The 22562-nt window shown below is 58.7% G+C and carries 23 protein-coding genes and 1 riboswitch; of the genes, 12 read left to right on the forward strand and 11 right to left on the reverse strand.

Annotated elements, in window-relative coordinates; all coding sequences use genetic code 11:
• The first annotated feature begins 58 nt into the window (after positions 1 to 58).
• The 4 genes from hflK to ACR0AY_RS00365 all read left to right on the forward strand — a co-directional run bounded on the left by hflK (position 59) and on the right by ACR0AY_RS00365 (position 3913).
• On the forward strand, positions 59 to 1201 hold the full coding sequence (gene hflK, locus ACR0AY_RS00350; RefSeq protein WP_170393723.1) for an FtsH protease activity modulator HflK: 1143 nt from the start codon (positions 59 to 61) through the stop codon (positions 1199 to 1201).
• Complete coding sequence (hflC, locus tag ACR0AY_RS00355; protein WP_170393556.1) at positions 1201 to 2097, forward strand: protease modulator HflC; 897 nt, start codon at positions 1201 to 1203, stop codon at positions 2095 to 2097. The genes hflK and hflC overlap by 1 nt, the downstream gene beginning before the upstream one ends.
• Positions 2097 to 2291, forward strand: coding sequence for a DUF2065 domain-containing protein (locus ACR0AY_RS00360; protein ID WP_170393554.1), 195 nt, complete (start codon positions 2097 to 2099; stop codon positions 2289 to 2291). The genes hflC and ACR0AY_RS00360 overlap by 1 nt, the downstream gene beginning before the upstream one ends.
• A gap of 185 nt (positions 2292 to 2476) precedes the next feature.
• Positions 2477 to 3913, forward strand: coding sequence for a Do family serine endopeptidase (locus ACR0AY_RS00365; RefSeq protein ID WP_255612143.1), 1437 nt, complete (start codon positions 2477 to 2479; stop codon positions 3911 to 3913).
• 229 nt (positions 3914 to 4142) lie between these two features.
• Here the strand turns inward: ACR0AY_RS00365 and ACR0AY_RS00370 are convergent, their stop codons facing one another.
• The 5 genes from ACR0AY_RS00370 to ACR0AY_RS00390 all read right to left on the reverse strand — a co-directional run bounded on the left by ACR0AY_RS00370 (position 4143) and on the right by ACR0AY_RS00390 (position 8370).
• Complete coding sequence (locus ACR0AY_RS00370) at positions 4143 to 4811, reverse strand: Crp/Fnr family transcriptional regulator (RefSeq protein ID WP_170393550.1); 669 nt, start codon at positions 4809 to 4811, stop codon at positions 4143 to 4145.
• 109 nt (positions 4812 to 4920) lie between these two features.
• Positions 4921 to 5526: an inner membrane-spanning protein YciB gene (locus tag ACR0AY_RS00375; protein ID WP_170510646.1), complete on the reverse strand. Its 606-nt coding sequence runs from the start codon at positions 5524 to 5526 to the stop codon at positions 4921 to 4923.
• Between the two features lie 16 nt (positions 5527 to 5542).
• Entirely contained in the window at positions 5543 to 6445 is a 903-nt protein-coding gene (locus ACR0AY_RS00380; protein WP_170510644.1) for a DMT family transporter, read from the reverse strand.
• A gap of 88 nt (positions 6446 to 6533) precedes the next feature.
• Positions 6534 to 7673: a signal recognition particle-docking protein FtsY gene (ftsY, locus tag ACR0AY_RS00385; RefSeq protein ID WP_170510641.1), complete on the reverse strand. Its 1140-nt coding sequence runs from the start codon at positions 7671 to 7673 to the stop codon at positions 6534 to 6536.
• Positions 7674 to 7731: 58 nt separating this feature from the next.
• On the reverse strand, positions 7732 to 8370 hold the full coding sequence (locus ACR0AY_RS00390; RefSeq protein ID WP_170510638.1) for a lysoplasmalogenase: 639 nt from the start codon (positions 8368 to 8370) through the stop codon (positions 7732 to 7734).
• Positions 8371 to 8511: 141 nt separating this feature from the next.
• Between ACR0AY_RS00390 and ACR0AY_RS00395 the strand changes: the two genes are divergently transcribed.
• On the forward strand, positions 8512 to 8907 hold the full coding sequence (locus ACR0AY_RS00395) for a hypothetical protein (protein WP_170510635.1): 396 nt from the start codon (positions 8512 to 8514) through the stop codon (positions 8905 to 8907).
• On the opposite strand, the gene ACR0AY_RS00400 is transcribed toward ACR0AY_RS00395, so the two are convergent.
• The gene (locus tag ACR0AY_RS00400; protein ID WP_170510632.1) at positions 8883 to 9545 is read right to left on the reverse strand and encodes a glutathione S-transferase family protein; all 663 of its coding nucleotides are present in this window, start codon (positions 9543 to 9545) and stop codon (positions 8883 to 8885) included. The two genes, ACR0AY_RS00395 and ACR0AY_RS00400, sit on opposite strands and share 25 nt — an antisense overlap.
• 3 nt (positions 9546 to 9548) lie before the next feature.
• Positions 9549 to 11033, reverse strand: coding sequence for an exodeoxyribonuclease VII large subunit (gene xseA, locus ACR0AY_RS00405; RefSeq protein ID WP_170510629.1), 1485 nt, complete (start codon positions 11031 to 11033; stop codon positions 9549 to 9551).
• Positions 11034 to 11107: 74 nt separating this feature from the next.
• Here xseA and purD point away from each other — a divergent pair, with 74 nt between their 5' ends.
• Positions 11108 to 12370, forward strand: coding sequence for a phosphoribosylamine--glycine ligase (gene purD, locus ACR0AY_RS00410; RefSeq protein ID WP_170510627.1), 1263 nt, complete (start codon positions 11108 to 11110; stop codon positions 12368 to 12370).
• A 94-nt stretch (positions 12371 to 12464) separates the two neighbouring features.
• Here the strand turns inward: purD and ACR0AY_RS00415 are convergent, their stop codons facing one another.
• Positions 12465 to 13256 (reverse strand): FG-GAP repeat domain-containing protein, encoded by a 792-nt coding sequence (locus ACR0AY_RS00415; RefSeq protein WP_170510624.1) that lies wholly within the window; start codon positions 13254 to 13256, stop codon positions 12465 to 12467.
• Positions 13256 to 13579 carry a 2Fe-2S iron-sulfur cluster-binding protein gene (locus ACR0AY_RS00420; RefSeq protein WP_170510621.1) on the reverse strand — a complete coding sequence of 108 codons (324 nt, stop codon included), beginning with the start codon at positions 13577 to 13579 and terminating at the stop codon, positions 13256 to 13258. Before ACR0AY_RS00420 ends, ACR0AY_RS00415 begins: the two co-directional genes overlap by 1 nt.
• A 310-nt stretch (positions 13580 to 13889) precedes the next feature.
• Between ACR0AY_RS00420 and ACR0AY_RS00425 the strand changes: the two genes are divergently transcribed.
• Entirely contained in the window at positions 13890 to 14027 is a 138-nt protein-coding gene (locus ACR0AY_RS00425) for an error-prone DNA polymerase family protein (RefSeq protein WP_170510618.1), read from the forward strand.
• Between the two features lie 40 nt (positions 14028 to 14067).
• On the opposite strand, the gene ACR0AY_RS00430 is transcribed toward ACR0AY_RS00425, so the two are convergent.
• Complete coding sequence (locus tag ACR0AY_RS00430; protein WP_170510615.1) at positions 14068 to 14838, reverse strand: extensin family protein; 771 nt, start codon at positions 14836 to 14838, stop codon at positions 14068 to 14070.
• A 131-nt stretch (positions 14839 to 14969) separates the two neighbouring features.
• Complete coding sequence (locus ACR0AY_RS00435; RefSeq protein ID WP_170510612.1) at positions 14970 to 15659, reverse strand: glutathione S-transferase N-terminal domain-containing protein; 690 nt, start codon at positions 15657 to 15659, stop codon at positions 14970 to 14972.
• A 130-nt stretch (positions 15660 to 15789) separates the two neighbouring features.
• A riboswitch (SAM riboswitch) is annotated at positions 15790 to 15867 on the forward strand.
• Positions 15868 to 15929: 62 nt separating this feature from the next.
• Here ACR0AY_RS00435 and metZ point away from each other — a divergent pair.
• The 5 genes from metZ to ACR0AY_RS00460 all read left to right on the forward strand — a co-directional run bounded on the left by metZ (position 15930) and on the right by ACR0AY_RS00460 (position 22528).
• Entirely contained in the window at positions 15930 to 17120 is a 1191-nt protein-coding gene (gene metZ / locus ACR0AY_RS00440) for an O-succinylhomoserine sulfhydrylase (RefSeq protein WP_480453581.1), read from the forward strand.
• Positions 17121 to 17301: 181 nt separating this feature from the next.
• Complete coding sequence (folE2, locus tag ACR0AY_RS00445; RefSeq protein WP_170510606.1) at positions 17302 to 18405, forward strand: GTP cyclohydrolase FolE2; 1104 nt, start codon at positions 17302 to 17304, stop codon at positions 18403 to 18405.
• Between the two features lie 281 nt (positions 18406 to 18686).
• Positions 18687 to 19454 carry a hypothetical protein gene (locus ACR0AY_RS00450; protein ID WP_170510603.1) on the forward strand — a complete coding sequence of 256 codons (768 nt, stop codon included), beginning with the start codon at positions 18687 to 18689 and terminating at the stop codon, positions 19452 to 19454.
• Positions 19455 to 19505: 51 nt separating this feature from the next.
• Complete coding sequence (locus ACR0AY_RS00455; protein ID WP_170393516.1) at positions 19506 to 20954, forward strand: TrkH family potassium uptake protein; 1449 nt, start codon at positions 19506 to 19508, stop codon at positions 20952 to 20954.
• The gene (locus ACR0AY_RS00460; RefSeq protein ID WP_170510601.1) at positions 20954 to 22528 is read left to right on the forward strand and encodes a thiamine pyrophosphate-binding protein; all 1575 of its coding nucleotides are present in this window, start codon (positions 20954 to 20956) and stop codon (positions 22526 to 22528) included. Before ACR0AY_RS00455 ends, ACR0AY_RS00460 begins: the two co-directional genes overlap by 1 nt.
• Positions 22529 to 22562 lie beyond the last annotated feature (34 nt).

Raw genomic sequence — 22562 nt, forward strand, 5'->3', positions numbered from 1 at the left:
CACACACGTTACAAGGGAACCCGTGATCACACGGTCCAACACAAGGGAAAAGATACATATGGCGGGCAACAGCGGCGGCCCCTGGGGGGGCGGAGGCTCATCCGGAGGCGGAGGAAATCGGGGTAACAACGGGGATGGGCGCAAGCCCCCCGAAGGTGACGGCCCGCAGATCCCCGAGATCGATGAGCTGATGAAAAAGGGCCAGGAACAGCTGCGCGTCCTGATGGGCGGTCGTGGCGGCGGTGGCCGTGGTACAAATGGTTCGGGCGGCGGCGGTGGCCCCGCGTTTACTAAGGGAACCGTTGCGATCGGACTGCTTGTCGCGGCTGGTCTTTGGGGTTTGGCGAGCTTCTATACCGTCAAACCGGAAGAACAATCCGTCGAACTGTTTCTGGGCGAATTCTCGGCTGTGGGAAATCCGGGCCTGAATTTTGCCCCGTGGCCGTTTGTAACCGCCGAGGTCATTCCGGTGACCCGCGAACAGAACGAAGACATGGGCGGTGCTCGTGGCAGCGACGATGGTCTGATGTTGACCGGTGACGAGAATGTGGTTGATATCGATTATCAGGTTGTCTGGAACATCAACGACCCGGCGAAATTCCTGTTCAACCTGCGTGATCCGCGCCAGACGATCCGCGCCGTGTCTGAATCGGCGATGCGTGAGATTATTGCGCAGAGCGAACTTGCGCCGATCCTGAACCGGGATCGCGGTATCATTGCTGATCGCCTGCAGGAACTGATCCAAGAGACAATGGACAGCTACGATTCGGGTGTGAACATCGTTCGTGTGAACTTTGACAAGGCTGATCCACCGCAGGACGTGATTGCCGCGTTCCGCGACGTTCAGGCCGCCGCGCAGGAGCGTGACAGGTTGCAGAACGTCGCTGACGCCTATGCCAACCGCGTTCTCGCTGAGGCGCGTGGTGAAGCCGCGCAGGTACTGGAAGAGGCTGAAGCTTATCGTGCCCAGCAGATCAACGGTGCACAGGGTGAAGCCAGCCGCTTTAGCGCGGTTTTGGAGGAATATTCCAAAGCACCTGATGTGACCCGCAAACGTCTGTATCTGGAACGCATGGAGCAGGTGCTGGGTGACGTGGACAAGATCATTCTGGATGAAAACTCGACAGGATCGGGGCAGGGCGTTGTGCCTTATCTGCCGCTCAACGAGTTGCGCCGTAACCCTGCAGGGGAGAGCAACTGATGCGTAAGACAACGTTTATTCTGCCGATCATCTTTCTTGCGATAGTCGGTGTTCTGTCCTCGATCTTCATTGTGGACGAGCGTGAACGCGCTCTGGTTCTGCAATTTGGTCGCGTTGTTGCGGTTAAGGAAGATCCGGGGCTGGCATTCAAAATCCCGCTGATTCAGGAAGTGGTGCGGTATGACGACCGTATCCTGTCGATTGACGTTCAGCCGCTGGAAGTGACGCCTCTGGACGATCGTCGTCTGGTGGTCGATGCCTTCGCACGCTACCGGATTTCTGATCTGGAACAGTTCCGTCAGGCCGTTGGTGTCGGCGGTATCCCGGTTGCCGAGGATCGTCTGGACCGCATTCTGCGCGCCGAAACCCGCGAAGTACTGGGTTCGGTTTCGTCCCGTGACATCCTCAGCTCGGATCGTGCCGCACTGATGCTGCGTATCCGCAACAGCGCGATTGCACAGGCACGTGCGCTGGGCGTGAACGTAATCGACGTGCGTCTGAAGGCGACCGATCTGCCGCAGGCCAACCTTGAGGCGACGTTTGACCGGATGAAGGCGGAACGTGAACGTGAAGCGACCGACGAGCGCGCCCGCGGTAACGAAGCCGCGCAGCGTGTGCGCGCGCAGGCCGACCGGACCGTGGTTGAACTGGTTTCCGACGCCAACCGTGAGGCCGAGATCATTCGCGGTGAGGCCGATGCCGAACGCAACGCGATCTTCGCCGAAGCCTATGGTGCCGATCCGGAATTCTTTGAATTCTACCGGTCGCTCACTGCTTACGAGAACGCTCTGCAAGGCAGCAACAGCTCGTTGATCCTGAGCCCGGACTCGGAGTTCTTCAACTACCTTGCTTCTCCGACCGGGCGTCGGGCACCGGCAGCTGCGGCCGCTGAGTGATGGGCATGATCCTTCTGGCCTTCGGGCTGGTACTGATTGTCGAGGGGCTGGCCTATGCGCTGGCCCCTTCGCTTATAGAACGCATGCTTGAGGCGCTGCGCGCGTTGCCGGAACAGGCGCGGCGGCTGGTCGGGCTGCTTTGTGTGGTCAGTGGGCTGGTGCTGCTGTGGGGCGCATATCAGGTCGGTTTTTGATGCGATGGTTTCACGCACCGGTGATTTCCCCGCGATCCCGAGTTGCGGGCCGGGACAAACTGACTACATTGGTTGCAAAGAAGGGCATCCGGGTGATGCCAACAGAGAATTAGTCAACAAGGAGACCCCAAGTGCAGGCTAAGGCGCGCAGTGTGTCCGTCCGACGGGACGATTTTGTTACGAAGATGCGGCTGATGTGGCTGACCTTAGTGGGGGTGCTGCTGGTTTTGGCTCAATCTGTGTCCGCGCAGGCGCGGGGTGATAGCCTGGCGCCGCTGGCTGAACAGATTAGCCCTGCGGTGGTCAATATCACCACGTCGACGCTGATCGAAGGCCAGACTGGCCCGCAAGGGATCGTGCCTGAGGGCTCACCATTCGAAGACTTTTTCCGAGAGTTTCAGGATCGCAATGGCGGGGACAATGAAAATCGCCCACGTCGCAGCAATGCGCTGGGCTCGGGCTTCGTGATCTCGGAAGACGGCTATATCGTCACCAACAATCACGTGATTGCCGAAGCCGATGAGATATTGGTCGAGTTTTTTCCCGGTGATGGCCAGCCCGCGAAAGATTTGGTTGCCAAGGTAATCGGCCGGGACGAAAAGACCGACATCGCGCTGCTGAAAGTCGAGGCGGAAGGGCCGCTGAAATACGTGCAGTTCGGTGACAGCGACATTGCCCGCGTGGGCGATTGGGTGATCGCGATGGGGAACCCGCTGGGGCAAGGCTTTTCGGTGTCAGCAGGGATTATCTCGGCCCGGAATCGGGCACTGAGCGGGTCATATGATGACTACATCCAGACCGATGCTGCGATCAACCGGGGCAACTCGGGTGGGCCGCTGTTCAACATGAATGGCGAGGTGATCGGCGTAAATACTGCGATCCTGTCGCCCAATGGTGGCTCGATCGGGATTGGTTTCTCGATGGCTTCGAACGTGGTGATCAAGGTCGTTGATCAACTGCGTGAGTTCGGGGAGACCCGCCGCGGTTGGCTGGGCGTGCGCATTCAGGACGTGACCGAGGATATGGCCGAGGCGATGGGGCTGGACAAACCCGGAGGTGCGTTGATCAGCGATGTACCGGACGGCCCGGCAAAAGAAGCGGGCCTGCTGGCCGGAGACGTGATCATCAGCTTTGATGGCGTCGAGGTCGAGGATACACGCGGTCTTGTGCGGCAGGTGGGAGAGACCACCGTTGGCAAATCTGTGCGTGTGGTCGTGCACCGTGATGGAGGCACCCAGACCGTGCTGGTGACGCTGGGCCGCCGCGAAGACGCCGAACGTGCCGAGAACGGCGAAGAGCCGGAAGCCGAAACGCCGACGGAGGAAGACAAGGATATTCTTGGCCTGACCATCGCTCCGCTGGGGGATAGCCAGCGCGAGGAATTGGGTCTGGATGCCGATGCCGAAGGATTGTTGGTGACCAATGTTGATGAATCCTCGGAAGCCTTTGAAAAGGGTCTGCGCGCCGGTGATCTTATCACTGAGGCGGGGCAGCAGAAGGTGACTTCGATCACTGATCTGGAGACGCGGATGGATGAGGCGCGTGAAGCAGGACGCAAATCTCTGCTGCTGCTGGTGCGGCGGGGCGGGGAACCCCGGTTCGTAGCGCTGAGCCTAGAATAATAAACTCAGCGAACAGATCCGAAATTAGAAGGTCGGGATATTTTCCCGGCCTTTTTCATACTTCGTTAAGAAAAAAGCCATATGCCGGGGAAGGCATATGGCTCTGTACAGGGAGAGGTCGGTGGACAGATATCGGGGATGATAAAACCGACCTCCTACGGTAACGGGATTGACCTTAGGGCAATCTTAAAGCTGCGTATGTGAAGCGGATCACATCTGTGCCGAAAATTTAGATTAAATCGGATTCGGCCAGTTGCCGCAGCGCGTCAAAGTCGTGGATCTGCAGCCCGCCGCGCGAAGCTTCGACGACATTGTCGCGTTTCCATGTCGAAATGGTCTTTGACACTGCCTCACGCGTCGCACCGACAAATTCGGCCAATTCACTCTGCGAAAGCGTGATACGTGCCGTTGGGCTGTCCTGTTGTCCTGCCAGGTGCAAAAGCTTGCGCGCCAGTCGGATCGGCATTGGCAGGAATACCTGCTCGTTCAATTGAGCGCCCATATAACGCATGCGAAGACCGGCCAAGCGGATCAGATCCACCGCAAGGTCAGGATGTTCCCGGATCTGCGCCATCATGTCTTTCTGGCGAACGCGCAGGACTTTGGAGGGCTCAGCTGCTGTTACGGTTGCGGTGCGGGGACCGCTGTCGAACAACGCGATTTCCCCGAACACCTCACCTGGGCGCATCATGCTGAGAGACAGCTTGCGCCCGCTCGACGCAAGAAATGACACTTCGAGCGCACCGGAAAGAATGGCATAGAGCGCATCGCCTTCATCGTCCTGCTCGAACAGGACATCGCCCCGATCCAATGTGACTTCGGTGGCCTGGGCTGCCAACATGGTGCGCAGCTCTTCAGAGGCTTCGGACAGGAATCCACTGTTGGGAAATGCCATCATTCGGGCGCTGATCTCCGGGGTTGAGCGGTGCGGGTGGTGACCCAACTTTTCACAGCTTCAAGCTTAAGCCAAGAAATTTTGTTAGCTTGTTACGCTTGGGCAAGAACAGTTATTGCTTGTCGGGATCATCCATATAGCTTTGCAGCAGGTTGAACTGCATCATCAGAAACGCCATCAAGGCAATGGGAAAGCCGAAGGTTTCGATCTTGACCCATAGGTCCGTTGACATCGTGCGCCAGACCAATTCATTGGCTGCGGCCAGTACTGCGAAACAGGCACACAGACGCCGGGTGAGGATCATCCAGCCCTCGTGCTGCATGGGTAGCATCTCGTCCAGAACATATGCCAGGTAGGATTTCCCCTGCAAAAGCCCGATCCCGAGGATGGCGGAAAAGAAGCCATAGACCAGCGTTGTTTTCATCTTGAAAAACCGCTCGTCATTGAACCACGCGGTGAGGCCGCCGAAGAAAATCACCATGAATGCGGTGAAAATCTGCATCCGGCTGAGTTTGCCCGTCAGGTACCAGAGGATGCCCATGGCAGCCAGCATCAGCGGCACGAACAGGATGGTGGCGACGATGAACCCAGAATACTCGGTGCCGCCGATCACGAAATTGTCATCACGCAGGCGCAGGTAGATGAAGAAGAAGGCCAGTGGGGGGCCAAGTTCCAGTAGCTGTTTGAGGAATGGGTTGATGTCTTTTTTCTCTGCCATGATTCCGACCTGCTGCTTACCCGCCCATTTCAACTATTACTGCGCCGAGTGCAATCAATGCCATCAACGCAATGCGTCTGGGGCCGACAGTTTCTTTCAGCACCAGCCAGCCGATGAGTGCTGCGAAAACGGTGGAGGTTTCGCGCAGGACCGCCGCCTCTCCGACCTTGTCCAGTCGCGTGGCGAGCATGATGGCACCGAAGGACATCGGCGCGATGATGCCGCCCGCGAACCCGCGAAACATCAGAGGTCCGAGCGCAGGGCGGTGGATCATTGCGCGGTATCTGAGCGCAGCATAGATCGGCATCGCGGCCCCGTCGATCATGAAGAACCACGCAAGGAAGGTGAACGGGTCGGCCGTAGCGCGGATACCGTAGGCATCATAGGTCGTATAGAGCGCCACGAAGAGACCCGTGACGACCGCCAGCACCAGCGCGATTCGCAGCGTATCTCGATTGGTCTCAAGGTAGCGCAGGTTATAGGCGGCAAGGCCGAAGATACCCGCAAGAAGCGTCGCCACTCCAAGCCATTGGATGGCCGAGAAGGTTTCACCGAACAAAAGATAGGCTCCGATCACAGTGAAGAGCGGGCCAGTACCGCGCACGACCGGATAGACAACGGTATAGGAGCCTTTGGTGTAGGCCATCGCCTGCAGCACCTTATAGCCGATATGGATCAGCCAAACGACGCCAAAGATCGGCCACATGTATGGTTCGGGCCATGGCACGATGAAGAAGGCGAATGGCATCGCCATAAGGCAGTAGCAGGCATCGATCGCCCCGCGCGACATCCACGGGTCGTGGCGGCCTTTTTGCAGTGCACCGAAAACCGCATGCAGGAAGGCCGCCATCAGCGCGAGCGCGAGGGCGAGTTGGTGGCCTGCTTCGGTGCCTTCGAGGGAGATCAGCCAGTCGCTCAAATCGGGGCTTTCGCTTGGGCGGAGAGAGTGGGGGGCTGTCTGCCCCCCACGCCCCCCGAAGGTATTTTCGGCCAGATGAAGGGGCGGATCAGGATTGTAAGCCCGTCAGGGCGGCGGCGAATTCTTCGGGATCAAACGGGGCGAGGTCGTCGATTTGCTCACCGACACCAATGGCGTGGATCGGAAGGCCGAACTTGTCGGCGAGGGCGACCAGCACGCCGCCTTTGGCTGTGCCGTCCAGTTTGGTCATCACGAGGCCCGAGACATCGGCCAGTTTGCGGAAGGTTTCGACCTGACTGAGGGCGTTTTGCCCGGTGGTGGCGTCCAGCACCAGCAGAGTGTTGTGCGGTGCGGTGTCGTCAACCTTGCGGATGACGCGGACGATTTTGGCCAGCTCTTCCATCAGGTCGGCGCGGTTTTGCAGGCGGCCTGCTGTGTCGATCATCAGCAGGTCGGCACCTTCGTTTTGCGCTTTGGTCAGCGCATCAAAGGCCAGCGAAGCAGGGTCGGACCCTTCGGGTGCCGTCAATACGGGCACGCCTGCGCGGTCACCCCAGACCTGCAGCTGTTCGACGGCGGCGGCGCGGAATGTGTCTCCGGCGGCGATGACGACTTTCTTGCCAGCGGCTTTGAACTGGCTGGCAAGCTTACCGATTGTCGTAGTTTTGCCCGAACCGTTGACGCCAACAACCAGCACCACTTGCGGGCGCTTGGGGTAGATCGGCATTGGTTTGGCCACGGGTTCCATCACGCGGGCAACCTCCTGCGCCAGCAGCTGTTTGATTTCCTGGGTCGAGAGTTTGCGGCCAAAGCGCCCCTCGGCCATGTTGGACGTAACGCGCAAGGCGGTGTCGACGCCCATATCCGAGGCGATCAGAAGCTCTTCGAGTTGCTCCAGCATGTCGTCATCCAGCGTGCGGCGGACAACGGTCTTGGATTCATTTCGGCCGAACAGACGACCCATCAAACCCTTGGATTCCGGAACCTCTGGGGGTGGAGGCGCCGGTGTGGGATCAGCCGGGATCGGAGCGGGAGGCTCGACCGGTTGGGGCGCGGGCGTGGGTTCTGGCACTTCGGGAACCGGTTGCGGTTCGGGCTCTGGTTCGGGGATCACCGGATCAGGATTTGGGGTTTCCTCGCCGCCATCCTCGACAATTGCATCCAGCCCCTCTTCGAGGCGCGATGAGGATTTGAACAGCTTGGCCTTGAGCTTTGAGAAAAACGCCATTTTTGATCTCCGCAGGTGTTCCCCTCACCTAATGTGGATTGAAGGCAGTTGCAAAGGGTCAGGTGAAGGCGATCAGAAACCCGGCTTGGGCCGCCCAGTAAAGCGGCCAGACCAGATAGGGCGTAAGCTTCAGGGCCGGGTGATTGTCAGGTAGCAGGAACTTTTCAGTCGCAAGCGCCAGGTCCGAGGCGATGAAGGCCATTGCGGCGGGAAGGGCCCAGCGTAAGGCTCCAGTTTCGGGAAGGGCAAGAACGGTGATGCCCATGCCCAGGATGATTGGAATATAAGCGAGGACGGGGATTTTGAGGTCTCCGGCGCGGGGGGTGAGCAGCGTGGCCATAACGATGCCCAGGATGATCAGGGACCAGAAGATCGCGGGGTGGTCGAAGATCAGTTCAGGGTTGCTGCTGGGGCTCATCAAAAACAAGGCGATATAGGCCAAATGCCCCGCAGCAAATGCACCGATGCCTGCCATGAATGTGCTGTCGGTTTCGCGCGACAGAAGGGCATCGCCTATCGCGCAGAAGGTGAGGGCGAGGATCAGGAGCCATGGCGCGCTTGCCAGTATGGCGACGCCTGCCAGCAGCACGACCGATGCTGTTTTCAGCATGCTACGCAGGGTGCTGGCCGGGCGCGCGGTAAGTGGCAGGTAGGCCAGCGCGCAGGCCGCCGCAATCCAGAAAAGAAGTGTCGTCATGGTGCGTCCCCGATGTTTTTGAGTCAATCATCGCCATGATCTCGGCGGTGCATCAAGGCGTGACGTGGAGTTATCTTGCCGATCGCCGCGATGTGGAAAGGTTGAATGGCACTTGTGGGCTGCTTCTGACACAGTGTGGTCATGATCCGAATTTGCTTGATTCTGCTGACCCTTGCCTCACAGCCCGTTGCGGCACAGTCGCCTCTGACAGGGCCTGAGTTTGATGCGTATACGCGTGGAAAAACCTTGTATTACGGGTTCGATGGGCAGGCCTACGGAGTCGAACGGTATCTGCCAGACCGCCGAGTCATCTGGTCATTTCTGGATGGCAATTGCATGAACGGAGTTTGGTACGAGCAGGAAGATCAGATCTGTTTCATCTATGAGGATCAACTGGCGCCGCAATGCTGGGTGTTCTGGCAATCCGGGGGCGGTTTGATCGCGCAATTTGAGGGTGACCCGACCGCGACCGAGTTGTACGAGGCCGAGGATATTGGCGAAGAGATGTTGTGCTACGGACCGGATGTCGGGGTCTGAAATGGTCGCAGGTCTTCATAGTCCAGCATGACGTGATGTTGAAACGCGGGCCTTTCGGTTAGCCGTTCATAGTATCGACGCAAATGCGGTAACGGAGCGCGGACGATGTCGATATCGTAGTAGCGGTAAAGGACGTGGCCGAACTGTATATCCGCCAGTGTAAAATGCTCACCCGCAAGGAACGTGTTTTGGTCCAGCTCCTTGTCTGCGATTGCCAGTTTGATTTCCAAATCGCTGACGGCCCGATGGATCGCTGTTTGGTCCTGCTGTTCAACGGGTGCTCGCACAATTTTCCAGAACACCGGAACGGTAAACGCCATCGCCACGTTGAGTTTCGCCCATTCGGCCCATTTGTCGATCGTGGCGCGCCGGGTAGGATCTGAAGGCCAGAATGCCTGTTCGCCATATTGGGTGGCCAGATATCGCAGGATGGCGCCGGTTTCCCAAAGCGGTGGGTTGTCGCCATCTTGCAGGACGGGGATGGTTTTGTTTGGGTTCAGTGTCCGAAACGCTGCGGTGTCCAGCCCGCCGAAGCGATGGCCAAGATCGTGACGCTGGTATTCTAGGCCAAGCTCACCCACGCACCACATTAGGGCCTGAACGTTCGAGGATGTTTTACGGCCCCAGATCGTCAACATCGGTCAGAACAACGATCCCTGATCAGGAGGTGCCTGTTTGGATTTCTTGGGTGGCGCCTTGCCCGCAGCCCCGGTACTGAGGCGACCGTCAGCGAATTCGATCTCAAGAACAGCGTGACCGGAGGCTTGAGCTTTGGTTGTGATGACCTCTCCTTCGGCGCGCACGACGGCGTAGCCACGTCCGAGCGTCGCCTTGTAGCTCAACGTTTCGCGCAGGCGATCGGTGGCCTCCATCTGCTGGCGGAGGCGGTCCAGCCGTGTGGATTGTGCGGCATTCAAACGCTCGGACAGGCGATTCAGAGCGTCGCGGCGTGTTTCCAGTTCGCGCTGGATCGGGCGCATTGACAGGCGCGAGGACAGGTTGCGCCAGCGATCGCGGCGGGTTTCGACAAAGCTGCGCAGGGTCGAGGGGCGCAGACGCGCCGCACTGTCCAGCAGTTTGACGCGGCGGTTCTGAACACCCCGGATCAGCGCGTTAGGCAAGCGCTCGGATATCTGGTCTAACCTTTGGCGCGGGCTTTCCAGCAGTGTGTCTGGGCGCGGCAGGGCGCGGGACAGGTCGCGCAGACGCTGGCTGCGGCGTTGTACGGCATCCGTGGAGCCGCGCGACAGGCGGGCCCCTTGTTCGTTGGTCCAAGCCAGCAGCTCCATGCGGACCGGTACGGCAAGTTCGGCAGCGGCGGTTGGCGTAGGCGCGCGGCGGTCCGAGACATAGTCGACCAGGGTGGTGTCCGTTTCGTGCCCGACGGCCGAGATCAGCGGGATTTCTGAGGCTGCAGTCGCGCGCGCGACGCTTTCTTCGTTGAAGCCCCAGAGGTCTTCTATGGACCCACCGCCGCGCGCGACGATGATCAGGTCGGGTCGCGGGAGGGCCCCGCCCGGTGTGAGTTGATTGAAGCCTTCGATGGCGCGGGTCACTTCGGGGGCACAGTTTGCCCCCTGAACCGCGACGGGCCAGATCAGTACTTTGCGCGGGAACCGATCGCGCAGCCGATGCAAGATGTCTCGGATCACCGCACCGGAGGGCGAAGTGACAACGCCGATGATCTGCGGCAAGTAGGGCAGGGGTTTCTTGCGTTCAGCCGCAAACAAACCTTCGGATTCGAGCTGCTTTTTGCGCTTTTCCAGCAATGCCATTAGCGCGCCTTGCCCGGCGACGGCGACTTCATCGACGTTCAGGTTGTATTTCGACTGGGCTCCAAAAGCTGTCAGGCGCCCGGTGACGACAACCTCGAGGCCTTCTTCGGGAACAACTGAAAGACCAGAAATCTGCCCTTTCCAAGTTGTGCAGGCCAGCACGTTCCGGTCGTCCTTTATGTCGTAATACAGATGACCCGAGCGGGCCTTGAACACGCGGCCCACTTCTCCACGCACACGGATTCGGCCAAAGGTGCCCTCGAGCGTGCGCTTCACCTCGCCCGAGATGTCCGAGACAGTGTATTCGGGGGTGTTCTGACCCGGAATCGGGTCATCTAGCAGGTCGGACATTTCAGCGCCTTGTGTCAAATCTCTGCGCAGCTTAGAACGCCGCGCAGGCAAGGCCAAGCAGATCGGAGCGTTTCATGAATATCCTCATTCTCGGCAGCGGTGGACGCGAGCACAGTCTGGCTTGGGCGGTGATGCAAAACCCCAAATGTGATCGCCTGATTGTGGCGCCGGGGAATGCCGGGATCGCCCAGATCGCAGAGTGCGCGGCGTTGGATATCGAGGATGGCGGTGCTGTGGTCAACTTTGCCGAGGAAAACGCGATTGATTTCGTGATCGTTGGCCCCGAAGCGCCTTTGGCTGCAGGGGTTGCTGACCGGCTGCGCGAAGCGGGTGTGCTGGTTTTCGGGCCCTCGGCAGAAGCGGCGCGGCTGGAGGCCTCAAAAAGCTTCACCAAGGAAATCTGTGACGCATCCGGCGCGCCGACGGCGACTTATGCCCGGTTCACCGAGGCTGAGCCCGCCAAGGAATACATCCGTGCGCAGGGGGCCCCGATTGTGGTCAAGGCCGATGGGCTGGCTGCCGGCAAGGGCGTGATCGTTGCGATGGACGAGCAAACCGCCCTGGACGCGATTGACGACATGTTCGGCGGAGCCTTTGGTGGCGCGGGGGCCGAAGTGGTGATCGAGGATTTCATGGAGGGCGAGGAGGCGTCTCTGTTCGTGCTCTGTGACGGAGAGGATATCCTGTCGATCGGCACAGCGCAGGATCACAAGCGCGTCGGCGAGGGCGATACCGGGCTGAACACTGGGGGGATGGGCGCCTATTCTCCGGCCCCGGTGCTGAGCGCCGAGATCGAGGCCCTTGCGATGGATCAGATCGTGCGCCCGACGGTGGCCGAGATGAAGCGGCGCGGGACACCGTTTCAGGGTGTGCTCTACGCCGGTTTGATGATCAAGGATGGTCAGCCCAGGTTGGTGGAGTACAACGTGCGGTTCGGAGATCCCGAATGTCAGGTACTGATGATGCGCCTTGGCGCTCAGGCCATGGACCTGATGCACGCGGCGGCCGAGGGTCGCTTGGCTGAGACGCGGGTGAACTGGGCCGACGATCACGCCATCACGGTCGTGATGGCGGCAAAGGGGTATCCTGGTTCTTATGAAAAAGGCACTGTGATCAACGGCCTGGGCGATCTGGCCGAGGATAGTAGCAACATGGTATTCCACGCGGGGACAAAAGCGGCTGAAGGCAAGGTTCAGGCCGCGGGTGGCCGCGTTCTGAATGTGACTGCGCGTGGGGAAACGCTGAAAGACGCACGCGACCGGGCGTATGACATGGTTGAAGGTGTTGATTGGCCTGAAGGGTTCTTCCGTCGCGACATCGGCTGGCGCGCGCTTTAACTCAGTAGTCGGGCTGCGCCCGTCTTGAATATTTGTGAGCGAGGGGCCAGCCCCTCGCGCTCCCCAAGAGATTTATGGCCAGATGAAGGGCGGATCAGCACTTTAGTGCGTTGGACAGATCTGTGAGACTGTTGAGTGGTCCGTGGTCTTTTTGTCGCCAGCCCTTGCTGTACGAGACGCCTATGATCCGCGACCAGTCGGCGCTGGCGAGGATCAGCTCTGGGTGCGTTTCACATTGGCGCAGGCCGCCTGAAATGAAATCTTCTCCGATCCTGTGATTGGTAAGGCCAGGGATTGTGGCGATTTCAATGAGTTCACCGTCTTTGTAACGCCAGATGCGCAGAGTTTTGGCAAGGTGTGGGCGGTCGACATAGGCGATCTCCACATGTCCATCACCGTCCAGATCGGCGGCACCGATGGGGGCGAGCCAGCGGTTGCGCGTGCCGATATGGGGGGTGGCGGCGATTTTTTGACCATTGACGTCATAGATCGCCAGTTGAGCACCCGTATGCTGCTGGGTCTCTACAACGATGACTTCGGGCAACCCGTCCTGATCGATATCGGCCAGGCGTGGGGCAAGATCTTCGAATACGCGGTCTTCAGGCAGACGTATTGTAACGGTCGAGCGTTTGGAGCTATCGACTTTTCGCCGCACCGCCGAGGAAAGACTTGTACCGACGCCGATTTCCAAAGCACCGTATTCGATGGCGTCGCCAAGCACCCCATGGGCGTAGCGTGTTGTTGGTTCCGTGAAGCGAGCAGATACTTTGGTTTCGCCGCTGGCTGCGGGCATATTCCCCGTTAGCCAAATGCAAACCATCAGAACAGCGCCGCGCGCCCGACGGTGCCAAAGGCGGTTGGGCTGGCGCGGCGCATCAGGGTGCATCAGATCTGCTTTTCGGGCATCTGCACAACCAGACCATCCAGCGCGTCGGTGACCTTGATCTGACAGGTCAGGCGCGAGCGGGTCGGGTCGGGTTCATAGGCGAAGTCCAGCATGTCTTCTTCCATGTCGTCCTTGGCGGGGATTCTCTCGACCCAGTCAGGATGAATATAGACGTGGCAGGTCGAGCAGGCGCAGGCACCGCCGCAATCGGCCTCGATGCCGGGAATGTTGTTGTCACGGGCCCCTTCCATGACTGTCAGTCCGTTGGCGACCTCGACTGTATGTTCGGTACCGCCATGCTCGACATAGGTGATCTTTGCCATTGCGTGCGTCTTCCTTTTGCATGTGTCGGAGTCTTCATTAGTGAAGGGCGCTTGGTCTTTCCAGCATCATCTGCATCTCATGATGCCACGTCTGGACATTCCTGTAGGTTGTTCCCTATATGTTCTCATGCTTGTTGCCTCTATTTTCCCTGCGGATTCAAACCGGGACTGTCGATGCCCACCTGCTTGCCTGCCCATTATCCGGCTGAACAATCCGTCATAGGGGGCGCTGATGGCAGTGGCCGGGCTGTGATCCCGTGGCAAAGGCCTGGGACGACCAAGTTGTGAATTTGTCAAGCTGGAGGATGAGATGGACATCGTAAATGTGTTGGTCTGGAGCGAGATCTGCGAATGCTTCCGCCGTACCTTGAACTCGGGACGCCTACTAAGGATCACGAGCCGGATGCAGCTGGTGAGTTTGGTGACCCATATGATCGCGCATATCTAGGGCAAGCAACATGCTTTGATGCAGGGGCAGGAGAAACAGGCTAGCGGCAAACAGGGCCCTTACCGCGGCGAGCAGTATCTAAATGAAAATGCCCTTTATGATTGTGGTCCGCGTCGGGGCCAAGCACCGTTCCGAACAATCCGCATGCACCTGCGTGAAGTTCGCGCATAACGTCGCTTGACCCTTCGTCGCCCCAGCCGTCAAGCACGGTAATCACGGTGCCATCCATCAATATGAAGGACGAAATATCAATCGCGCGCCCTCGTGCATGTTCAGAAATCCGTGCGCCCGGTTGATTGTTCTGTGTCTTGCACGCATAATGACCAGCCAAACGTATTCCTTTCAGGCCGCCTCCTTGGTCCGCAAAGGCCGGTTTGGCCGTATTCTCCAACCATGTCTTCAGCGTAATGGCCGTCTTGCAATCCATCAATGCCAATTGGCTGAGAAAGATGTTAGACACCATGCGGATAAGCACTGGATCGGCTATGCCGCACCCCCGAAACTTACCTGTAAAAGGCTTTCGATTCTCGCCGAGTATGGTCCAGTCGCCACATACCGCACCGCGTTGACGCATACGATCTCGCCCGATTTCAATCTGACGAAATTTGCAGGGGCGCAGTCGTGGTCTGGCGGAAACCGTCAACTCTCGTTCAGGAGGCCCATCGACTTCTTCTTCTATGATCACGTCTAGTTCAACGGGCGGTTCAAGGGCGACAAGTTCGTGAGGTTGCGCCTGCTCGGGTTCCTCGCAATCCGGTGCGGCACTTGCAATACCCGCGCATATGATAAACGAAAGGGCTAAAACTCGCATGAAGTTACTCGTTCCCTTGCAGGTCCGATCAATTGCATCCTTATCTGTCTCGGTGCCCCTGCGTTGGGCGCATCGGATGGGGCTGAATAATATCCTATTTCTGTTCAAGATGACAGTATAGCAGCGAAGTCCTACTGCTTGAACAAATTGCTTTGCGCCTGCTTGTCCCGGTTATCGCCACGCAACTCCGCATGTAGTGCGCGACCTGCCTGCACGCTGGGTCGGGCGCTCATCATGTCCAGCCAGCGGGTGAAATGCGGTTTGTCCTCAAGCACCTGTTGCTGGCCTTCCCATAGGCTGGCCCAGCCCCAGATCGACATGTCGGCGATGGAGTAGAAATCGCCGGCGACGTATTCGTTTTCGGCCAGCCTGCGGTCGAGTACGCCGTAGAGACGCCCGACCTCACTGCGATAGCGGTCTTTCGGATAGGAATGGTCTTGTGGCGGGTCTAGATGTGGAGCGTATTTAAGGAAGTGATGCGCTTGGCCGGCCATCGGGCCTACGCCGCCCATTTGCCACATCAGCCATTCCTCGACTGCGATCCTGTCACGTTCGGTATTGCCGTAGAATCGCCCGGTCTTGCGGGCGAGGTACATCAGGATCGCGCCGCTTTCGAACACCGAAACAGGCGCGCTGTCAGGGCCATCCGGGTCAACGATGGCGGGCATACGGTTGTTAGGCGAGATCTTTAGAAATTCGGGATCGAACTGGTCGCCCTTGCCGATGTTGATTAAGTGGGTTTTGTAGGGCAGCTCCATCTCTTCCAGAGCGATGGACACTTTCCAGCCGTTGGGCGTGGGCCAGAAATAGAGATCAATCATGGGGCCTCCTTGAGTTTGGGCGATCATGAAGCTTTCTGCACAAACGGCAAGAGCGCGCCCGGCCGTGTTACGAAAGCGTGACCGGTGATCAGTCGGGCTTGACGTGTTCCGGGGCGGGGCGTAAACGCATCTTCATTCATGTGGCGATTTGTTACCGGATTGCGGGCCACGTTAAACAACACCGCTAAAAGGTCAGGATGAAAGACCCCTTTCGCTTGGCCGCGTCTGGGGTTTTTTGTTTGCCTCCAATGCGGGGCTGAAAGGAATGAGATGAGCGAGAGCTGGAACAAACGCACCCAAGCCGTCCATGGCGGCGTCCGTCGCAGTCAGTACAATGAAGTTTCTGAGTCGATCTTTCTGACGCAAGGGTTTGTCTACGAAAACGCCGAGCAGGCCGAGGCCCGGTTTATCGAAAGCGGCCCGGATGAGTTCATCTATGCCCGCTACGGCAACCCCACCGTGTCGATGTTCGAGCAGCGTATCGCAGCTTTGGAAGGCGGCGAGGATGCGTTTGCCACCGCTTCAGGTATGGCCGCTGTGAACGGTGCGCTGACTTCGATGCTGCAGGCGGGCGACCATGTGGTTTCAGCCAAGGCGCTTTTTGGGTCCTGTCTGTATATCCTCGAAAACATCCTGACGCGTTATGGCGTTGAGGTGACCTTTGTAGACGGCACCGATCTGGACGCGTGGGAGGCCGCGATCCGGCCTGACACCAGGGCAGTGTTTTTTGAATCCATGTCGAACCCGACGCTTGAAGTGATCGACATCACGTCCGTGTCTAAGCTGGCCCATGCGGTGGGTGCGGTTGTAATCGTGGACAACGTGTTCTCGACACCCGTGTTCTCGCGCGCGATCGAACAGGGAGCCGACGTGGTGGTCTATTCGGCGACCAAGCATATCGACGGGCAGGGCCGGGCGCTGGGCGGCGTGATCATCGGCACCAAGGAATTCATCCGTGGCACGGTCGAGCCTTACATGAAGCACACCGGCGGTGCGCTTAGCCCGTTCAGCGCTTGGATCATGGTCAAAGGTCTTGAAACCATGGCCCTGCGCGTAAACGCCCAAGCCGACAGCGCGCAGAAGATTGCAGAAGCTTTAGAAGGGCATTCTGCACTGGAGCGGACACTGTATCCCGGGCTGAGAACCCATGCGCAAAACGCGTTGGTGCAAGAGCAGCTGGGCGGCAAGGGCGGCACGGTTCTATCGCTGGACATCAAGGGCGGCAAAGCGGCGGCGTTTGCTTTCCTGAATGCGCTGACGATCCCTGTGATCTCGAATAATTTAGGCGATGCCAAGTCGATCGCAACGCACCCGGCCACCACAACGCACCAGCGTCTGAGCGACGAACAACGCGATGAGTTGGGTATCACGCCGGGCCTGATCCGACTTTCGGTTGGGCTTGAGGATGCCGGTGATTTGCTTGCGGATATCCAGCGCGCGCTAGACGTATCTCAGGGCTAGTGATGCGCCGGGAATGCATCATCAGGCGGATGTGATCCGCCTGATCCGGCGCATTTGGTTGTAAAATGACGATTTCTTGCCTCGAATTTCGATCCGGACTGCTATTCCGCGCGTATCGTTCAGGACTGGTAATTAAACCTCGGTGGTATATAACCGTCGGCCTAGCAAGGGATCCGTGCCAATGAACATTCATCCGCGCGACATCAACGAGACACCCGATCACGATCAGGCCGCAGCAGCGCTCAAGGTGCTGCGCGAATGGGCGAAATCAGCCTCGGCGGCCGAGATCAGTCAACTTGACCCGGCAATTGCGCAGCTTGTCCCGGGGCTGTTGCCGTCAAACTATCCGGCCCTGTCGCGCGAATATCCCCACGAGTTCGAGGCGGATGCAGCCTATAAGGCCACATTGCCGGATCTGCAAAACGGTCCGTCCAGCCTGATCCGGGGTTCGAAGCAGCAGATCCAGCATGTCGGCATCTCGAATTTCCGCCTGCCGATCCGGTTCCATCGCAAAAGTGGTGCCGAGCTGACACTTGAGACCTCGGTCACCGGGTCTGTCAGCCTTGAGGCCGAGAAGAAGGGCATCAACATGTCTCGGATCATGCGGTCCTTCTACAAGCACGCCGAGCGCACCTTTAGTTTTGAGGTGATGGAGGCAGCGCTGAACGACTATCTGACTGATCTGGATAGTTTGGATGCGCGCATACAGATGCGGTTTTCCTATCCCGATCGGATTGAGAGCCTGCGTTCGGGCTTGTCCGGATACCAGTATTACGACATCGCGCTGGAACTGGTTGATCAAGGCGGAGAACGTCTGAAGATTATGCATCTGGACTATGTCTATTCGTCCACATGCCCCTGTTCATTGGAACTGAGCGAACACGCGCGCGCAACCCGCGGGCAGCTGGCGACGCCGCATTCCCAGCGCTCGGTGGCGCGGATTTCGGTGGTTATCGATTGCAACGCCAATTGTCTGTGGTTCGAAGATCTGATCGCGCTGTGCCGCCGCGCGGTGCCAACCGAAACTCAGGTGATGGTCAAGCGCGAAGATGAACAGGCCTTTGCCGAACTGAACGCTGCCAATCCCATATTCGTGGAAGATGCCGCGCGTCTGTTCTGCGCCGAGCTGCAGGCCGATCATCATGTCGGCGATTTCCGTGTGATCGCCAGCCATCAGGAAAGCCTGCACAGCCATGATGCGGTCTCGATTCTGACCGAAGGTCCAACCTTCGAATCCGCGAGCCTGGACCCGCGTTTGTTCACGACGCTGTTTCATGTGGGCTGATTGACCCCGCGGAAGCTGCTGGAAAAACAGTCAAAAATCCTGCATGGGCGCTTTTTTGCCGCAATGCAGCAGGAAATGCTGCATCTGCACCCTGAATTGCGCTAGATTGTCCCCGAGTGCAGCTGCTGCGCATCCGTAAAAACCGGGTCGCGCAGCCCGAAAGGAAACCGGGACGTGCAACGCCTTGGACCGCCAACCTGCAAATCCGCCCGGACGATTGGGGCGGGCGGGGTCCTTTACTCATCTACCCGCTGCCTCGGTTTTATCAGGAGAGACATGCAATGAATCCGATTACTCAACCACTTGAGTTTCAGGCAGCCGCCATCCGGATGGCCGGTTACGCAATGGCCAGTCAGATGGAGATCATGCAGATCATGACCCGCGCGGCTTTTGATCTGCCGATGACACCTCTGCACGGACTGAAGACAGCCGAGGCACCCGCACCGGTTGCCCGCGAAGTGGCGACACCAGCAACGCGAAAGCCAGCCAGACCGGCTGCAAAAGCCAAGGTTGCAGTAAAGCCTAAAGAGGCGCCGAAACCCAAAGCAGCACCAAAGCCGAAGGCGGCGGCTAAGCCTGCGGTGGCACCTGCGCCGAAAGCGGCGGCTCCTAAGGTTGCGGCCCCTGCACCCAAGGCGGCCCCGGTAGCCAAACCGGCTGTGAAAGCAGCACCGGCGAAGGCCAAAGTACCTGCAAAACCCGCCTCGAAAGCGGCCAAGCCAGTATCAACGGCGGCCAAGCCGGTTGCGGAGTTCAAATCTTCCGCACAGGCCAAGGCACGACCGGCAGCCACAGCGCCAAAAGCATCGGCAAACACGGCAAAAGCTGCGACCAAGGCACCTGCGGTGGCTAAGCCCGCCCCAGCCAAGCCCGCCCCGGCAAAAGCTGCGCCTCTGGCCACAGCGGCTCCGAAACCTGCCGCTGCAAAACCTGCGACGAAGAAACCCGCAGCTGCGTCGGCTGAGCAGGCCAAACCGGCACCGCGTCGTGCACGCGCCCCGTCGAAGCCACCCGCGATGCCGGGCGTTGAGATAAAATCCGACAGTTAACACGGATCATCTGCTTGACACCGTCGAGCTGGCGCGCCAACGCTGCCCGTCATGATGGATCTTCGCCCGGTCGGATATGTGATTGGCCTGCTGGTCGCCATTCTAGGGGCGACCATGCTGCTGCCCATGCTTGTCGACATGATCGAGGGGCGGGGCGAGTGGCATGTTTTCTTTGAAAGCGCGGTCATCACACTGCTGACCGGCAGTGTTCTTGCGATGAGTTGTTCCAACGGGGTGGGCGAAGGTCTGACCATCCGTCAGACCTTTTTGCTGACCTCGGGTGTCTGGGTGGCGTTGCCGGTTTTTGGCGCAATTCCGTTTCTGTTCGGCGAAACTGAACTGCGTTTCGTCGATGCCTATTTCGAGGCGATGTCGGGGCTGACCACCACAGGTTCAACCGTGATCTCGGGGCTCGACGAATTGCCACAGGGCTTGTTGCTCTGGCGGGGCGTTTTGCAATGGTTGGGGGGCATCGGAATCATCGTCGTGGCGATGGTGTTCCTACCCGAGCTGCGCGTTGGTGGGATGCAGATCTTCCGCTCGGAAGGGTTTGAAACCATGGGGAAAATTCTGCCCCGCGCGCAAGAGATCGCCGGGCAGATTTCCTTGATCTACGTATTTCTGACGGTGGTCTGCGCATTGGTCTATGCCGGTTTCGGCATGAGCTTTTTTGACGCCGTCGTACATGCCATGACCACAATCGCGACGGGCGGGTTTTCAAACTATGACAGTTCTTTCGCCCGGTTTTCGGGACCTCTGGAATATGCCGCTGCCATCTTCATGATCCTCGCGGCGCTGCCATTTGTGCGGTATGTGCAATTGGCCAATGGTCACACAAGCTCGTTGTGGAAAGACAGCCAGATTCGGGCGTTTCTGGCAACCATCGTGGTTCTGGTTGTGATTATGTCGATCTTCCTGACTTCGGTCTTTCCGCACCATTGGGAGCAGGCGTTCCGCGAGTCGCTGTTCAACATCACATCGATCATTTCGGGCACCGGGTACGCGAGTGTCGACTATATGGGCTGGGGCAGTTTTCCGGTCATGTTGTTCTTCCTGATCGGATTGATTGGCGGTTGCGCGGGGTCCACCGCGTGTTCGATCAAGGTGTTCCGCTATCAATTGCTGTTTGCGTCGATTAAAACCCAGCTCAGCCGAATTCGTTCGCCGCATGGTGTGTTCGTGCCGCGCTATGATGGACGACCGATCAGTCGCGACGTGCTGACCTCGGTCATGAGTTTCTTCATGTTCTTTGCACTATCGATGGGGGTTCTGTCGTGGGCGCTGGCCCTGACTGGGTTGGACTTTATCACCTCGGTATCGGGGGCCGCGACGGCACTGGCTAATGTGGGGCCGGGACTGGGGGAACAGATCGGGCCAGCAGGCAACTTTGCGGGGCTGAATGACGGTGCCAAGTGGCTGCTGACGATCGGGATGCTGGTCGGACGCCTTGAACTGCTGGCTGTCTACGCAATCTTTACCGTTCAATTCTGGAGAGGCTAATGAAACGACCCCTTGGGGCGCAAATCTCGCACATGCTTAAGGATCGTGGCGTTGACGTGATCTTTGGCATACCGGGCGTGCATAATCAGGAAATGTATCGCGGTATCGAAGAGGCCGGGATCACGCATGTTCTGGCCCGGCACGAGCAGGGGGCCGGTTTCATGGCCGATGGATATGCCCGCGCGTCTGGCAAGCCGGGGGTGGCCTATGTGATCACCGGACCGGGCCTGTGCAACATCATGACGCCGATGGGGCAGGCTTATTCGGATTCGGTGCCGATGCTGGTGTTGTCTTCTTGCCTCGAAGAGACACAAGCACTGCGTGGCCAATTGCATCAGATGAAGGATCAACGCGCTGCGGCCGAGACAGTTACAGACTGGTCCTGTCAGGCGAACGATGCCAAGGCTGCCTATGGTCTGATCGAGCGCGCCTTCGAAGAGTTTGAGCTGTCGCGCCCGCGACCGAAACACATTCAGGTACCCATCGCGCAATTGGAGGCCGAGGCAGCGCCTGCACCTTTTCCAAACCAAACTGCCTTGCGCAACCAGACTGTTCCACCGGATGTGGCACCGGTTCTGTCGCTGCTGAATATCGCGCAGCGGCCTTTGTTCATATTAGGCGGCGGGTGCCGGTCTAACCTTTGGCGACAGATCCTGACCCAGTTGGGGGCGGCGTGCTTCACGACGTATGCCGGTCGCGGGCTGGCCGGGTCCGATTATCCGCTGGATTTCGGATCGATGCTGCCACGACCGGGCAGCGCCAAAGTAATTGCCTCGGCTGATCTTGTCGTTGTTGTCGGTGCTGAACTGGGCGAGGTTGATCTGTGGCGCCATGATCTGGGCCACAACGCAACTATGGTGCGTGTTGATCTGGACCCGCAAGTGCTGTCAGACCACCATCGTGCGGCTGTCAAACTGCAGGCAGATGGTGAGAGTTTTGCGCATGCGCTGTGGGCAGTGTCCGATCAGGTAAAACCAGCCGCTGGTTGGTCCGCGGACGAGGTGCGCGAGGCGCGCGCGCGCTGGCGGGCCGAGGTAGATGCCGAGCGCCCGGGCATTGTCCCTGTGGTCGATGCACTCAGGGCGGCCATGCCCTTGGATACGATGATTTATTCGGACATGACCCAATTCGCGTATGTCGCGAAAGAAGTCTGGGACATGGGCTTTCCTTATCATTGGCACCACCCGACTGGATTTGGCACGCTGGGTTACGCCCTGCCAGCCGGGATCGGTGGTGCAGTAGCACGGCGGGGCAAACCCACAGCGGTCATCGCGGGTGACTATGGTTTTCACTACACAATGCAAGAGCTTGGGGTTGCTGTCGAACTCGGCCTGCCGCTACCCATCATTCTGTGGGACAATGGTAAACTCAAAGAGATTGAAGAGAGCATGGTGCGCGGACAGATCGCGCCTAATGCGGTGATCGCGCGAAACCCGGATTTCTGCAAACTGGCCGAGGCGTTCGGGGCGCTGTCAGCTGCACCGAAGACGCTGGATGAGATGCAGGCCGCAGTGCGCGCCGCCTTTCAGGCCGAGGTTCCCACATTGATACGGGTCACACCGGATATCCTGTAAACCTATGAAAAAAGGCGTGCACCTTCGTGCAGCG

Source organism: Ruegeria sp. A5, from assembly GCF_056543005.1.